The following is a 15653-nucleotide window of genomic DNA, read 5'->3' on the forward strand; positions in this document are numbered from 1 at the left end:
GAGGGAACTATATGGCGCATTCGCCCATCGTCCCGCAGCGGGTCTATTGGCTCGTCTTCATCACGTTGTTACTGCTGACGCTCGTGACGGTGGACGTGGCCTTTTACGATTTCGGATGGTTGAACATCTATCTGGCGCTCGCCCTGGCGACGACTAAGGCGCTCCTCGTCGTCCTCTATTTCATGCATTTGAAGTACAGCTCGCGCTTGATCTGGGGATTTGTCGGAGCTGCGCTCTTTTGGTTCCTCCTGCTCGTCGGCCTGACGGGAGCCGATATCTTCACCCGAGAGTGGGTGCCAGATCCGCCCGGATGGGGGGCAAACGGAAGCGGGCCATGACGGCGGGGTACCCGGAGACGGCCGCCAGCGTCGAGCACCCGTCGTTGACAGCCTCCATCCCCCTGGCGTAGATTTCCCAAGGGTTTTCTCGGGGAGCAACGCGATCGAGGCGATGGAGGCCATGGTGATCCAAGGCTTGCGATTCGACGAGCGCGGATTGATCCCCGTGATCATTCAGGATCATGAGACGGGTCGCATCCTCATGCTCGCCCATATGAATGCCGAGGCGTTGGCCCTCACGCTGCGAACGGGCGAGACGCATACTTGGAGCGCGCACGCACGGCGCGTGCGGCGGGAAGTCGGCGCGGAAGGGAATACACAGCGCGTCGTGGACATCATCGTGGATTGCGACGGAGATGCTTTGATCGTGAAGGTAGATCCGCGGGGACCGGCCTGCCACACGGGCGAGGAGACATGTTTTTCCCGAGCGCTCACGGAACTTGAGGAGAAGCGGGAGGGAGTCTCGGTCGTGGGGCTCGCTTCGATGGAGATGGGGATTTTGCTCGGCGAGTTGTTCGAGTTCATCCAGGAGCGAAATCGTGAGCGTCCGGAGAATTCGTACACGGCCTTGTTGCTCAGCAGCGGCGTGGATGCGATCTTGCGGCGTCTGGGGGAACAGCTCGTGGACGTGACCATCGCGGCCAAGGCGGGATCGAAGAAAGAGCTGAGCGGCAAGATCGCCGATCTCTTCTATCATCTGCTCGTGCTCATGGCCGATCGAGAGCTGAATCCGCGAGATATCCTCTTCGAGCTGCGGAGTCGCACGGGGCGAGCGAGTGAGAGCCGTGTCTTGCCCTCGAGGTGAACGCATGGGCGTGATTCGACCGACATTCGGAGAAGTGCGCGAGCTGGCGCGGCGGGGGAATATCATCCCCGTGACGAAGGTGATCGCTGCCGATCTCCTCACGCCCGTCTTGGCCTTCCTGCGCCTTCGCCCTCAGGCGCGATTTCCCTTTCTCCTCGAGTCGGTCGAGGGGGGAGAGAAGATCGCTCGATACTCTTTCATCGGGGCGAATCCGCACACGGTCATTCGCGCGCGGGAAGATCGCTGCGTGATCGAAACAAATCACGAACGAGTCGAGCGGGCCGACGCCTTTCTCGATCTCTTGCGAGAGCTGACGGCATCGTATCATCCCGTGACATGGCCGGGCTTGCCGCCCTTCACGGCGGGCGCAGTCGGTTACATGTCCTACGATGCGGTCCGATGGTTCGAGCGCATTCCGGCGCGCGCGCGGAACGATCTGCCGCTCGATCTCGCGCAGATGATGTTCTACTCGACGCTCTTGGCCTTCGATCACGCGCGCCATCAAATTCATCTCATCGCCAACGTCTTCACCGGTGGGCGCGAGCATCGGTTGAAGGAGAAATATGAGCAAGCCGTCGCGGAAATCGAGGCGATGGAAGCGCGGCTGCAGCGCTCCGTGGAAGTGCCACGGGCGAAGGCACCCGCGTCCTCGCTCCTTGTGCGCTCGAACATGATGCGGGACGAATTCGAGCAAAGGGTCCGGCAGGCGAAAGATTATATCGCGCGCGGCGAGGCCTTTCAGATCGTCCTCTCGCAGCGATTCGAGGTCGAGGTGGGCGATCTGGATCCGTTCCAAGTGTATCGCGCGCTGCGAATGCTCAATCCCTCGCCGTACATGTTCTACATGGAGTTGGAGGAGACGCATCTGGTCGGCGCGTCGCCGGAGATGCTCGTACGGATTGTGGGGGATGAGATCACCTACCGTCCGATCGCGGGGACGCGCCCGCGGGGGATGACCGACGCTGAGGATCGCGCGCTCGAAGCCGACTTGCTCGCGGATGAGAAAGAGAGAGCGGAGCATGTGATGCTCGTGGACCTGGGGCGCAACGATGTCGGGCGCGTAGCCGAATATGGTTCGGTAGAGGTCACCGACCTCATGGTCGTCGAACGCTATTCGCACGTCATGCATTTGGTCTCGACGATCCGAGGCCGGCGCCGGCCGGACAAGGATCGCTTCGATGTGCTGGCCGCGTGTTTCCCGGCCGGCACGGTCACCGGCGCTCCGAAAATTCGCGCCATGGAGATCATTGACGAGTTGGAGCCGACGCGGCGCGGCATTTATGCTGGGACCGTTCTTTACGCCGATTATTCGGGGAATCTTGATTCCTGCATCGTCATCCGCACGGCGCTCATCCGGAATGGGCGGGCGTACGTCCAAGCGGGTGCGGGAATCGTCGCTGATTCCATTCCCGAACGGGAGTATCAGGAGACGGTGAACAAAGCCCGTTCGGTGATTCGGGCCATCGAAGTGGCGAGCACAGAGTTATGAGGGCACGGGAGATTGCGCTCGTGATGTTTATGCTCGCGGTCGTGGCGTCGCTTCCTGGAGGTATCGCCCAACAGCGACGCCCACGGGCGGAAGCGCCGCCGCCTCCTGAGCGGATTGACGTCGAGGAGTTGAAAGACCTCCAGGCGGTCATCGAGACGGAGTTTGGAACGATCGTGATCGAGTTCTTCATTCAGGATGCGCCGCGGCATGTCGCGTATTTCATCCATCTGGCGCGGCAGGGGTTTTACGACGGGACGACGTTCCATCGCATCTTGCCGAAGAGTTTGATTCAAGGAGGCGATCCTCTGAGTCGCGATCCGCGCACGCCGCGCGAGGCATTGGGGCGAGGCGGATTGGACCGATTGTCGCCGGAATTCAATGACCGTCCGTTCACGCGGGGAGTCGTAGGAGCGGTCCTGCGTCCGGGAGATCCCAATAGTGCGGGCTCGCAGTTCTTCATCTGCGTCACCGACCAGGGTCAGCTCGATCGGAAGTTCACGGCCTTCGGGCGCGTTGTCGAAGGAATGGACGTCGTGGAGAAGATCGCAGAGACGCCGACTGATGCTGACGGATTGGCTCGTCAGCGCATCGTGATGAAGTCGGTGCGGATTCGTCCGTCACCGCTCGCGCATCCGGAGGAGTTGAAGAAGTATCGCGTTGTCCTGGAGAGCCCCTTGGGGAGTATCGCGATCGCGATGATGCCGGAAGTTGCCCCGCGTCATGCGCGGCATTTCGTCGCGCTCGCTGGCGGCGGCTTTTATGACGGCACGACCTTTCATCGTATCTATCCGGGGTATCTGTTGCTCGGCGGCGATCCGTTGACGCGTGGCGAGGATCGGTCGCTCTGGGGGCGCGGTTGGTCGGGTGAATTCCTCCCGGCTGAGATCGGTCGGATCGAGTTCGATCGTGGAATCGTGGGGATGTTGCCGATGAAACCGGACGATCCGAATTCGGGGAGCGCCATCTTCTTCATTTGCTTGGGTCGTGCTCCTCATCTCGATGGGAAGTATACGGCTTTCGGACGCGTCGTCGAGGGAATGGAGGTCCTGGAGAAATTCGAGAAACTCGAGACCGATGCCCAGAAAGCTCCGGTGACCAAAGTGCCGATCCGCTTCCGTGTCGTGCGGGTGGAGGAAGGGCGATGATTCTCGTCATTGATAACTACGACTCGTTCACCTTCAATCTCGTGCAATATCTGGCCGAATTGGGGGCGGAGGTCGAAGTCTATCGGAACGATCGAATCCGCGTGGAAGAAATCGCGGCTCGTTCGCCGCGAGCGATCGTGATCTCGCCGGGGCCGGGCACGCCGGAGGAAGCCGGGATCACGTTGGACGTGATCCGGACGTTCGCCGGACGTATTCCTCTTCTCGGTGTCTGTTTGGGGCATCAAGCCATCGGACAGGCTTTTGGCGGGCGTATCGTGCGCGCTCCCGTGCTCATGCATGGGAAGACGAGCATGATCATGCACGACGGCCGCACGATCTTTCGCGATCTTCCCAATCCCTTCCCGGCCACGCGCTACCACTCGCTCGTCGTGGATCGAGGATCGGTGCCTTCGTGCTTGGAGATCTCAGCCACCTCCTCGGATGGATTGATCATGGGCTTGCGGCATCGAGAATTTCTATGCGAGGGGGTGCAGTTCCATCCCGAATCCATCATGACGGGACAGGTGGGGAAACTCCTGCTCAGAAATTTCCTCGCATTGTGCGGGTCCTTCTCATGATTCGCGCGTGGATGAGAGCGGTTTCGTTGCCTTGCGCGATCCTCGCCCACGAGGCTATGATCTTCTCTTGATTCGAGAGAGCCGTGGGCAAGAAGTGGGGCGATGCCGATGTGAGCGTTTGCCTCTTCGGATGTGCACGACGCATGCCCGCGTGAGACGGGGGAGACGATGATACCCATTCGCGATGACATTCCATCTCGGCGCTATCCCATTGTCACCGTCGTCTTGATCGTCATCAATGTCCTCGCCTTCTTCTACGAATTGTCTCTGGGGCCAGAGGAGCTTCAACAATTCTTCTACGCTTACGCCGTCGTCCCGGTGAGATATTTCGCGGAAGGACAGTTCGACGTATGGGGGGGCTTTCACAGGTACGAGGCGTCCGATCTGATCCTCCCGATCTTCACGGCGATGTTCTTGCACGGCGGGTGGCTGCATCTTGGGGGGAACATGCTCTATCTTTGGATCTTCGGAGACAACGTGGAGGATCGGATGGGGCATTTCCGATTTTTGATCTTCTATCTTCTGTGCGGCGTGCTGGCGACGGCGGCGCACGTGGTGACCAATGCCGACTCGCACGTTCCGAGTTTAGGGGCGAGCGGCGCGATCAGCGGCGTGCTGGGCGCGTATTTCATGCTCTATCCTGGCGCACGCGTGGTGACGCTCCTTCCGATTTGGATCTTCCTGCAGCTCATCGAGATTCCGGCCTTCTTCTTTCTCGCTTTCTGGTTCGTGCAGCAATTCTTCTATGGGGCGTTGAGCCTCGGCGTTGAATCGGCGCAAACGGGGGGAGTCGCCTGGTGGGCGCATATTGGTGGGTTCGTCTCCGGCGCCGCCCTCGTTCACGTCTTCAAACGGCGCGATTACTTCAATTACTTTCGCCCGAGGCGCCTTTCTTGGTGAGATGGAGTTCGGAGACCGCCCGGAAGGGATGCGGGCGGGAGGATGAGTGAGGAGCTTATGGCAGAACGAGAGCGTATGGCGGTGCAGCCGCTCCTTGCCGAAGAGCGCCTGCGTACGCTGATTCATACCTTTCGGTTGGTGAGCGTTTCGCTCGATCTCGGCGAGATCCTGCAAGGGATCTTGCGCGCGGTGAAGCAGCTCATCCCGTACGATGCGGCTGGCGTCTTCATCTTCGATCCCGCGACCGGGCTTCTGCATGGGTACGAGACGGTGGGGTATCCGGGGAATTTGGCGCATGCTGGTCCGCTCCATTGCTGCGAGGGGATCGTCGGACACGTCTTACAGACGAGCCGAGGGCGCGTCGTTCCCGATGTCACGGCGGATCCGTATTATGTCCGGGCGCGCGAGGAGACGCGATCGGAGCTGGCGGCACCTCTGATCGGAAGCGGAGGGAAGACCATCGGAGTGATCAACTTGGAGTCGGATACGCCGAATGCGTACAGCGAGGCGGACCTGGAGCTGCTCACGTTGTTCGCGAGTTTGGTCGCCATCGCTATCGAAAAGGCCGACTTGCATCAGGAGATGTTAGAGAAGCGACGTCTGGAGAGCGAGCTGCGCGTCGCGCGTCAGGTCATGGAGGCGCTTATGCCGGCGCGCGCGCCCGAGGTCGTGAACTTCGAGATCTTCGGACGTATGATCCCCTCGGCCGAAGTGGGCGGCGATTATTACGATTTCATTGATGTGGCCGATGGGCGCTTGGGCATCGTGATCGCCGACGTCTCGGGCAAGGGGGTTCCAGCAGCGCTGATCATGGCGACGTTCCGCGCTTCCTTACATGCGCTTTTGGGGAATGACTTCGCCTTGCGCGCAGTCTTCTCTCGGCTCAATCGGCTGCTTTTAGAAAGCACGCACGATCGCCATTTCGTCACGGCGTTCTATGGGGAGTTGGATGCAGAGGGGCGTCGGATGTTCTATCTGAACGCGGGGCATAATCCGCCTCTCTTCATCCGCGAAGGAGAACCGGTGCGATTGCTCTCCACTGGCGGCATTCCGCTCGGCGTCTTGAAGAATGCCGCTTTCTCCGAGGACATCGTGTATTTCATGCCGGGGGATAGCCTCATCCTCTATACCGACGGCGTCACCGAAGCGGAGAACGCGGAGGGTGAACCCTATGGCGTTCATCGGCTCGAGCAGATCGTTCGGCGCAACCTTCGACGTTCCGCTTCCGAATTGTGCGACGCTATAATTGAGGACGTGCGACAACACGTGGATTCCGAAACACGATCCGATGATTTGACGGTCGTCGTGGTTCGCGCCGTGTGAGCAGAGGAGAGGGAGCCGGACGATGGCGGAGAGGCGAGATCTGCTCTGGCTGCTCATGCGTGGCGAACGGGTTTCCGAGATGACCTGGAGCCCAGCCGCCGATGTCTATCGAACGCCTTATGGATGGTTGGTGAAAGTCGAATTGGCGGGGGTGAGTTTGGAGGATGTGGAGATCTCGCTCGATGGAGCGGATCTCTACATTCGCGGTGTGCGCCGCGATATGGAGCTGGGCGAATGCTTGGAATGCTACCAGATGGAGTTGGTTTACAGTCGCTTCGAGCGCATCGTCTCGTTTCCTCGCACTCCGAATCCTTGTCGCATCGAGACCGACTACCTGAATGGACTGCTCATCATCCGGTTAGTCTGCGAGGAAGGATGAAAGGAGGGGGACGGTGAAAGAGGGCACGAATGCAGTCCTCAAGGAAGAGACAATTGCGTCCGGACGAAAGGTCTTGGAGCTTCCCGTCCTGCCGCTTCGCAATACGGTGGTCTTCCCGTTCATGCCGGTTCCACTGGTGGTGGGGCGGCGACGATCGGTCGCGGCCGTGGAATCGGCGGTGGCCACGGAGGAGCGATGGCTCGTCGCGGTCGCCCAACGGCGTCAGGTGGAAGATGAACCGGCGCCGGAGGACCTCTATACGGTAGGCACGCTGGTGGTCGTCAAGAAGATGCTGCGCACCTCCGAAGATACGATTCAGATCCTCGTCCAAGGGATGGAACGGGTGCGCGTCCTGGAGTATCGTCAAGGTGAGCGCTATCTGTCGGCCCAGGTCGAAGTCATGGAGTTGCCCGAGGAGGAGAGCCTCGAGATCGAAGCCCTGCATCGGAACATTCTCGATCTCCTCCAACGTGGACTGAACCTATTGCCAAATGTGCCGCAGGAGATCGCGACAGCCATTACGACTTCGACGGATGATCCGGTGCGCTTGGCGTTCACGCTGGCTGCGCTCTTGAATCTGGAGGTGGAGAAAGAGCAAGCGCTGTTGGAGGCGCCGACCCGTCGTGAGCTGCTGCGGTTGATCCACCGATACCTTGCCCGCGAGATTGACATCTTAGAGTTGCGGCGGAAGGTCGCCGGAGAAGCGCAAGCGGAGATGGACCGCGCTCAGCGGGAGTACTTCTTGCGCCAGCAGTTGAAAGCGATCCAGCGGGAATTGGGTGAGGAAGAGCCAGAGATGGCCGAGGTCAATCTCCTGCGGGAACGATTAGAGGCGACCGATCTCCCCGACGAGGTGCGCGCCGAAGCCGAGCGCGAATTGCGTCGTATGGAGCGGTTGCCCGCGACGGCTCCGGATTATCACGTCATTCGGACGTATCTGGAATGGATCCTGGAACTGCCCTGGCGCAAGAGCACAGAGGATAACCTCGATCTGGAACATGCGCGTCAGATCCTGGAGGAGGATCACTATGACTTGGAGGAAGTGAAGGATCGTATCCTCGAGTTCTTGGCGGTGCTCAAGCTCAAGCCGGGGGCCAAGAGTCCGATCCTCTGCTTCGTCGGACCGCCGGGTGTGGGGAAGACGAGCCTGGGACAATCCATTGCGCGCGCGCTCGGGCGGAGATTCGAGCGCATGAGCTTGGGGGGCGTCCGCGATGAGGCAGAACTGCGCGGACATCGTCGGACGTATGTGGGGGCCTTGCCCGGACGCATCATTCAAGCGCTGCGCCGAGCCGGGACGAATAATCCCGTCCTCATGCTCGACGAGGTGGATAAGCTCGGCGTGGATTTCCGCGGAGATCCGGCGGCCGCCCTCCTGGAGGTGCTCGATCCGCAGCAGAACCATACCTTCCGCGATCACTATCTCGACCTGCCGTTCGATCTCTCCCGTGTCTTCTTCATCTGCACGGCGAATACGCTGGCGACGGTTCCTCCAGCCTTGCGCGATCGCATGGAGGTCATCCCCTTGCCCGGATACAGCGAGGAGCAGAAGTTCGAGATCGCACGTCGGTTCTTGCTGCCGCGGCAGATCCATGAGAATGGGCTGCAGCCGGAACAGCTGACGCTCACCGATGAAGCCCTGCGGCACATCATCTCTCGGTACACGCGCGAGGCCGGCGTGCGTCAGCTCGAACGGAGCATCGGGCAGATCGCGCGCAAGGTCGCGCGAAAGGTGGCCGAAGGGAAGGCAGCCGCCGTCTGTGTGGACGTCGCGGAGGTGAAGGAATATCTCGGGCCGGAGAAGTTCTTCACTGAGCAAGCGCGGAAGACGTTGCCTCCAGGGGTGGCGCCCGGATTGGCATGGACGGAGACCGGAGGAGAAGTCATCTACGTCGAAGCGACATTATTGCCTGGTGGCAAGGGACTGACGCTCACGGGACAGTTGGGCGAAATCATGCAAGAATCCGCACGGGCCGCTCAAAGCTATCTCTGGGCGCATGCGCGCCAGTTGGGCATCGCGCTGTCGCTCTTCGAGAAAAACGGCGTGCATTTGCACGTCCCAGCCGGAGCGGTGCCTAAGGATGGCCCATCGGCCGGCGTGACGATGGTCGCCGCACTGGCTTCGCTCTACTTGAATCGTCCCGTGCGAGCTGACGTGGCGATGACCGGGGAGATCACTCTCTCGGGCCTAGTGCTTCCCATCGGAGGGGTGAAGGAGAAAGTCTTGGCTGCACGACGCGCCGGCATTCGAACGGTCATTCTCCCCAAGCCGAATCTGCAAGAGGTGGACGCGCTGCCTCCGGAAGTGCGGGCGGATCTCACGATCCTCCCCGTCGAAACGATTGATGAGGTCTTACAGCATGTCTTCGTGGACTCTCCGACGGGGAATCGCAATGGACACAAGCGGCGACTCTCCATGAGCGCCCGAAGCAAACGAGCGCACAAGGCGGTCAGAAGATAAGGTCGCGGGCGTGGCGGAGGGCACTGGACCGCCACGCCCGCAGATGCAAGGGCTCACGGTAGGTCCAAACCGAGCGCCTTCCGGATCGTTCGCCGAGGCTCTGGGCTGAGATCCACATCCAGCAGGCCGAGGGAGAGGAAAGCGGGAGCCGCCTGTTGGTTCTCCACGAATTGTTCCAGACCTGCGAGCCTCCGCTTCTGAGCTTCCGTCAGAAGGGCGAGGAACCCGTTGCGGAACGTATCTTGAACATTCTCGATTTGAGCCCGCGTGCCTCGCAACGCGATGACGACGCTCCCGACGGCGACCGGATCGGGACTCGGCGCTTGAAGTAAGCGAGAGAGTTCCGCCGATTGAGCCGCAAGGGCCCGAAGCAAAGGAGCCAATGTTTCCTCCCGCGTGCGCAGCAACGCGGTCAGGCGTTCGGTCTGCGACGGCGTCAAGCTCAGATAGGTTCGGACGACCTCCACGCGCGGATCCGGAGGCGATGAACCCTGCGCCGCCTCTTGATCCTGCGCGTTGGCCGAGAATCGGCCCGAAATAGCGAGCATAAGAAGGATGAAAAGGCCGAGCAATCTATGTTTCCAACCCATCGCCGTTCACCTCCTCATTACGGTATCACCACTTGGATAAGACGGTCCTCCTCGGGTGAAAGTCTGGCGACATTTTCGCCGGGGAGGGGTGGCCATTACGATGGCTTTCGCGCTAGGAGGAGACGAAGGTCGCGGACATTATTCCCCGTCGGCCCAGTGATTACCGTGTCCCCGAGGTGGTGGAAGAACGTGTATGAGTCGTTCTCCTGAAGGAAGCGCTCCGGATCGAGGCCCAAAGCACGCGCGCGAGCAACCGTCTGCGCGTCAGCGACGGCGCCAGCAGCCGGGCTGATCCCGTCAATTCCATCCGTGCCGGCGCTCAGCACGGCGATCTCGCCGCCAGCCGCCAATTCGGGGAGTCGCAGCGCCGCGTAGAGGACGAATTCCTGATTCCGCCCACCAATTCCTGATCCGCGCACGGGGCAGCTTACTTCGCCACCCGCGATCAAGCAAACAGGATCTCCCACGTGGGCTTCGCGCAGGAGGACGAGCTGGGCCAGGAGGTGATCGGCCACGTCGCGATAATACCCCTCATACGGTTCGGGATCCACACTCACGTAGAACCCAAGCGATGTCGCGATGTCGGCCGCCGCTTGAAGGGCCGTCCGGTTATCCATGAGCAAGTGGTAGCTGCTGCGCGAGAAGATCGGGTCACCCGGCTTCGGAGTCTCGCGCAAACGGCGTTCCCGAATGAGTCGAGCGATTCGCTCGGGAAGGCGCGGCAGAAGATCATAGCGTTCGATCACTCGATAGACGTCTTCGAGCGTCGTCTCATCAGGTCCCGTCGGATTCGAAGCGATGGAGGAGAGATCGCCGGGATTCACATCGGAGATGTACAGCGTCACCTGTCGCGCCGGATAAGCGAGGGCGGCCAATCGCCCCCCTTTGATAGCCGAGAGATGCTTCCGAATGGCGTTGATCTCCGCGATGGTCGCTCCTGCCGTGACCAGGATGCGATTCAATTGCTGCAGGTCGTCTAGGGTGATCGAATCCTCGAAGGGCTTCTCGACTAAGGCCGATCCGCCTCCGGAAACGAGGAAGATGACGAGCGTGCGATCGTCGGCGGTGCGAAGGTGATTCATAATCCGCTCGGCTGCTTCTAGGCTCCCTGCGTTAGGAATGGGATGACCGCCCTCGATCAGGATGAAGTGCTTCGCCTCGCGGAGATCATGCTGCGGAGGGAGCGCGTTCGTGACGACAATGCCAGCGGTGATGCGCGGTCCCAGTAATTCGTGAAAGGCATTCGCCATGGCGAGGGCCGCCTTTCCGAACGCGATCACAAAGAGGCGCGAGTAACGGGACAGATCGAACGCTTCCCCGCAGAGCACAAGTCGTTCACCCTCTAATACAGCTTGAGCACGCACGACGGCGCGCACATCAATCCGCTCGAGCGTGCGCAAGAAGATGTCCCGCGCTGCTTCCTTCATCGCTCCCGAATTGTAGCATACGCGAGTCGGCTTTCCAGGCGGAGAGGTGCGTGCCGATGATCGTTCTCGTCCCGCAACGACGGCGGGCACAGGAGGGAGAGCAGCGTTCGTCTCGGCGAGAAGAGACCCCGCCCTTTGTGCCTTCCCACGATGTGGTATAATTAACCGCGCTTTTCATCGCGCGGGGCTGGAATCGAGGGGGAGATCGTCGCCGATGGCACAGGTGCCTTTTGCGACATTACGGAACGGAGTGCCGAAGCGGGCGATCGTCACGAGCACGTTCTCCCACTTTCTCGCCAATGAGCTGCCGACCTCGGCGGCAGCCATCTCCTATTTCGCCATGCTCGGCCTCTATCCGTTTTTGCTTCTCCTCTTCACGTTGAGCCAGGAGTACCCGACGTTCCGAGAGCTGAATCTTCGGGCGATTGAGATCATCCTTGCCTTCTTACCGGCCTCGCATGAGGCCATCAGAGGGCATCTGAGTTCCTTCCCCTCGCTTTCGCGGGGACAAGTGCTCACCTGTCTCGCCATCATCCTATGGGTCGCTTCGTGGGCGTTCACGATCACAGAGAAGGCCATCAATCGCATCTGGCGCACGCCTTGCCGCTCGTTCGTGCGAGGGCGGTTGTTGACGCTCGCGATGCTGATCGTCGTGGGGATCCTCTTGGTCCTCTCCGCGCTGATGACAGGGCTTCTCACCTTCCTTCAGTCGGGAATAGGGAGTTTCTCAGCAGCGGGAATGGCGCTCGTCCTGGATGGATATTTCTGGCAAGTGGTCTTCGGAGCGGTCGGTCTCGTTCTCACCGTGGCCCTCTTCCTCCTCGTTTACAAGATCATGCCGAACACGAGGGTGACTGTGATCGAGGCCCTGCCGGGAGCCCTCATTGCGGGACTCGCGTGGGAGATCGCCAAGTACCTCTTCGCGTGGAGTCTTGTGAAGTTCCCTTACGATCAGCTCTACGGCTCCATCGCCGCCGTCGTAGCGACGTTGACGTGGATTTACATTTCGAGCCTCATCATGCTCTTTGGCGCTCAGATGACGGCGGTGCTGCACTGCGCGCATCTGATCGAGGAACGGGGAGGCCGATTGGCGACCGTGCGCATTGTTGCGACACGAGGTGAGCCGTTGCCACACTGAAGGGGATCCTTCTTGACAACCTTCGGCTAGTCGCTATGATTGATGGGCGAACCGGAGGGATCGTGCGGGCGAAGGAAGGGACATGATGGATTTCTATCGGGAGACACACTGGTTCGCCATTCACACGAAGCCTCATCGAGAGGAGGTAGCCGCTTTGAACATCGCGCGCCTCGATCTGGAAGTCTTCCTTCCGAAGGTCAGGCAGGAGCGCTTGATTTATGGCGTTCCGCGCGAGGTGATCAAGCCCCTCTTCCCGGGATATCTCTTCGCGCGGTTCTGCCCGGCGACCTATCTTCATCTCATCCGATATGCGCGCGGGGTCTTGCGCGTCATCAGCTGCGGCGACGTCCCTCTCCCGGTGGACGAAATGATCATTCGGGAGATCCGATCGCGCGTCGGTCCGGATGGGTATGTCCGTTTGGAGGACCGATCGCCTCAACCTGGCGATCGCGTTCTCGTCCGCGAAGGGCCTCTGCGCGGGCTGACGGGCATCTTCGAGCGCGAGTTGGATGATCGCGAGCGCGTGATCTTGCTCTTGGAAGCCATCGAGTATCAAGCCCGTGTGGTGATCGAACGGCGATGCCTCTCGCGAGCGGAAGATCCGACATGATCATCGTGCGCTTGCTTCCGTCGCCATTCCTTCCATGAGAGCGGTCGCGCTTGGGATTGGGATTCTCAACCTCTTAGTGTGGGGAGGTTCTTTGACCCTTGCTCTCGCGGCTCCGCGCGAGAGCATATCCCGGCCTTTGGGGGAGGCATCCTCATCCACTTTTGCCCGCGTCCGTTACGCCCGCTCGCTGCAAGCGCTTCAGGTCGAGATTGAGGCCGATCGTCTCTCGCGCGAAGGAGGGCGCGTCACATACGAGGGAAGGGTGGAGATCCGATACGCGACGGTTCGTCTGGAAGCAGACCGCGTGGTCTATAACGAGGCGACCGAGGATGCAGAGGCCATCGGGAACGTCGTTCTCCTGGCTGAGGGACAGCGTTTCACCGGACGTCGAGCTTGGTTCAATTTCAAGACGGGGCAGGGGACGGTGTGGGAGGTTCAAGGATTTACCGATCGGACCCCGGATGGGACGAGACTCTATATCGAGGCAGCGCGGGTGGATCGAATTGCTCCCCACACGTTCATCATCTCACATGGCCGTGTTACCTCTTGCGAGGAGCGGGTTCCGAAGTGGAGCTTCACCACGCGCCGAATGACGCTGCGGGTGAACGAACGGGTATCGCTCCTTTGGCCGGCCTTTCGCGTGAAGGGAGTCCCAGTATTCGCCCTCCCATATGCGTCCGTCCCGATCAGCAAGCGGGTGCGAAATTCGGGCTTCCTGCTGCCGGGGTTCAGTAATTCCACTGTGAAGGGGATCTCCCTCACGATTCCCTATTACCAGACCCTCGGGCGCAGCGCCGACATCACGCCGCGCTTCCACATCTTCACCGCTCGAGGATTGGGCTATGGAGCCGACCTCCGGTGGCGAACGCGCGAAGACTCCTCGGTGGAAACCGGGTTCTTCCTCGTCCAAGATCGGCTCTTTGGGCCTCCCGGTCCCAATCAGGGAGGGAGCGCCTATTACCTGCGGGCGGTGCAATACTTCCCGATGGGATTCGTAGGAACGGCCGACGTCAGCCTCACGAGCAGTTTCGCCTTTCGACAGGTCTTCTCGGATAACTTCCAGCAGGCCATTTCTCCGGAAGAACGCATTCAGATCTCGCTCTCGAACAATTTCGGCGATTACAGCTTCAACATGCTCTTCCTTTCGCGCGATGTTATTCTCCCCGGGGCTCTTGTCACGCTGCGCCAGCTTCCTTCGTTCATCCTCTCCGGGCGCCCGCAGTTGCTCTCCACAAAGGTCCCGATCTATTTCTCCTTCGACGCCGCCGTCGAAGGGATCGCCCGTAAGGAACCGACGTTTCGGACGCCTTCTCTTGTGCAACGCTTCGACGCCCATCCCCGGTTCACATTCCCCATCTTCTCGTTAGGAGGCATAACGCTGACACCCGAGCTCGCCCTGCGCGCGACATTCTACTCCGAGAGCACTGATCCTCACGATCGGACGCGCCTTCGGGGGCAAAGCTGGACGCGCCGTTATGCAGACGCGAGCGTGAATGTGGAATTGCCGACGCTGGAGCGGAGCTTCCACCATCGCGACGGACATCCTTGGTTCCGACATCTCATCGAATCCACGATCGCATATCGGCGCATCGCGGGGATCGGAGCCAACGCCCTTCGGGCAATCCGCGTGGACGAGCGCGACACCGTCGTCGACACCCACGAGATCGAGTATGCGATGACTCATCGCTTTCTCGGGATTCGCAGCAAGGCGCAAGGAGAACGCTCCTTCGCCGATCGGCGCATTGGAGATGGTCAGTCGGATGTCCTGCCGGAATCCGAGGGAAGTGCCGAGTGGCTCTCCATCCGCATCGCGCAAAAGTACTTCTTCGATCCCTGGTTCGGAGGAGCGCTGCAACCCGATCAGCGAAATCAATTCCTTCCGACTTACGCGTTCTCCGGATTCTCCTTCGGCGGACGCGCGCGTCGCTTCTCTCCGATCCGAGTGAGCGCGCGCGCGCAACCGCTCGCCTCGCTCTTCGCTGACGTGCGCTTCGATTACGATCCTTCGAAGAAAACGATCCGCGCGTTCGGAATGACGGCAGGGATCAAGCGAGAAACGCTCGCCTTCGCTCACACGTGGTATTGGACGAAACGCCTCGCGCTCCCCGATGGTCGGTTTGAACCTGGGACGTTTTCTGGGAATTTGTATCACGCGTCCTTCGCCGTGGGGAACGCGACGCGCGGGCTCTTCGTGAGCGCGGATGTGCTCTACGATTTCACGGACAGACGCACGGGCGATCACCTATCGTCCGGGCGCTTGATTTCTTCCTCAGTGCGGATCGGATACGGATTCGATTGTTGCCAACTTCTCTTTCAAAACACGACGTTCAAAGTGGGCGTGCGGAGCGAAAACCGCTTCGCCGTCGCTATCGTCCTCAATGGAATTGGAAGCTTCGGGCCTCATACGGCAGCCGGACGCCGGTTCTTCGAACCATATTCGCCGTTTTGAGAATTCGACAAGGAGGAGGGA

14 protein-coding genes are annotated in these 15653 nt (G+C 60.4%); 12 read left to right on the top strand and 2 right to left on the bottom strand.

Features of this window, described 5'->3' with window-relative positions; translation table 11 throughout:
- Positions 1-11 precede the first annotated feature (11 nt).
- The 9 genes from NZ746_06815 to lon all read left to right on the top strand — a co-directional run bounded on the left by NZ746_06815 (position 12) and on the right by lon (position 9418).
- Positions 12-338 carry a cytochrome C oxidase subunit IV family protein gene (locus NZ746_06815; GenBank protein MCS6817074.1) on the top strand — a complete coding sequence of 109 codons (327 nt, stop codon included), beginning with the start codon at positions 12-14 and terminating at the stop codon, positions 336-338.
- 121 nt (positions 339-459) lie between these two features.
- Positions 460-1143 (top strand): bifunctional phosphoribosyl-AMP cyclohydrolase/phosphoribosyl-ATP diphosphatase HisIE, encoded by a 684-nt coding sequence (gene hisIE, locus NZ746_06820; protein MCS6817075.1) that lies wholly within the window; start codon positions 460-462, stop codon positions 1141-1143.
- Between the two features lie 4 nt (positions 1144-1147).
- The gene (trpE, locus tag NZ746_06825; GenBank protein MCS6817076.1) at positions 1148-2632 is read left to right on the top strand and encodes an anthranilate synthase component I; all 1485 of its coding nucleotides are present in this window, start codon (positions 1148-1150) and stop codon (positions 2630-2632) included.
- A complete protein-coding gene (locus NZ746_06830; GenBank protein MCS6817077.1) occupies positions 2629-3777 on the top strand; it encodes a peptidylprolyl isomerase in 1149 nt (382 codons plus the stop codon). Before trpE ends, NZ746_06830 begins: the two co-directional genes overlap by 4 nt.
- Positions 3774-4355 carry an aminodeoxychorismate/anthranilate synthase component II gene (locus tag NZ746_06835; protein ID MCS6817078.1) on the top strand — a complete coding sequence of 194 codons (582 nt, stop codon included), beginning with the start codon at positions 3774-3776 and terminating at the stop codon, positions 4353-4355. The genes NZ746_06830 and NZ746_06835 overlap by 4 nt, the downstream gene beginning before the upstream one ends.
- A gap of 168 nt (positions 4356-4523) precedes the next feature.
- Positions 4524-5255, top strand: a complete 732-nt coding sequence (locus NZ746_06840) for a rhomboid family intramembrane serine protease (protein MCS6817079.1) — start codon at positions 4524-4526, stop codon at positions 5253-5255.
- Positions 5256-5312: 57 nt separating this feature from the next.
- A complete protein-coding gene (locus tag NZ746_06845) occupies positions 5313-6578 on the top strand; it encodes a SpoIIE family protein phosphatase (protein MCS6817080.1) in 1266 nt (421 codons plus the stop codon).
- A 22-nt stretch (positions 6579-6600) separates the two neighbouring features.
- Positions 6601-6957: an Hsp20/alpha crystallin family protein gene (locus tag NZ746_06850; GenBank protein MCS6817081.1), complete on the top strand. Its 357-nt coding sequence runs from the start codon at positions 6601-6603 to the stop codon at positions 6955-6957.
- 13 nt (positions 6958-6970) lie between these two features.
- Positions 6971-9418: an endopeptidase La gene (lon, locus tag NZ746_06855; protein ID MCS6817082.1), complete on the top strand. Its 2448-nt coding sequence runs from the start codon at positions 6971-6973 to the stop codon at positions 9416-9418.
- A gap of 53 nt (positions 9419-9471) precedes the next feature.
- Here lon and NZ746_06860 read toward each other — a convergent pair whose 3' ends face one another.
- Together NZ746_06860 and NZ746_06865 are read right to left on the bottom strand one after the other, a co-directional pair.
- Positions 9472-10008, bottom strand: a complete 537-nt coding sequence (locus tag NZ746_06860; protein MCS6817083.1) for a periplasmic heavy metal sensor — start codon at positions 10006-10008, stop codon at positions 9472-9474.
- A 95-nt stretch (positions 10009-10103) separates the two neighbouring features.
- Entirely contained in the window at positions 10104-11435 is a 1332-nt protein-coding gene (locus tag NZ746_06865) for a DUF4147 domain-containing protein (protein MCS6817084.1), read from the bottom strand.
- A gap of 214 nt (positions 11436-11649) precedes the next feature.
- Here NZ746_06865 and NZ746_06870 point away from each other — a divergent pair, with 214 nt between their 5' ends.
- From NZ746_06870 to lptD, 3 genes are all read left to right on the top strand, one after another.
- Positions 11650-12573, top strand: coding sequence for a YihY/virulence factor BrkB family protein (locus tag NZ746_06870; GenBank protein ID MCS6817085.1), 924 nt, complete (start codon positions 11650-11652; stop codon positions 12571-12573).
- An 82-nt stretch (positions 12574-12655) separates the two neighbouring features.
- Positions 12656-13183 (top strand): hypothetical protein, encoded by a 528-nt coding sequence (locus NZ746_06875; GenBank protein ID MCS6817086.1) that lies wholly within the window; start codon positions 12656-12658, stop codon positions 13181-13183.
- 262 nt (positions 13184-13445) lie between these two features.
- Complete coding sequence (gene lptD, locus NZ746_06880; protein ID MCS6817087.1) at positions 13446-15632, top strand: LPS assembly protein LptD; 2187 nt, start codon at positions 13446-13448, stop codon at positions 15630-15632.
- The last annotated feature ends 21 nt before the right edge of the window (positions 15633-15653 follow it).

Source organism: Blastocatellia bacterium (assembly GCA_025055075.1).
Taxonomy (GTDB): domain Bacteria; phylum Acidobacteriota; class Blastocatellia; order HR10; family HR10; genus HR10.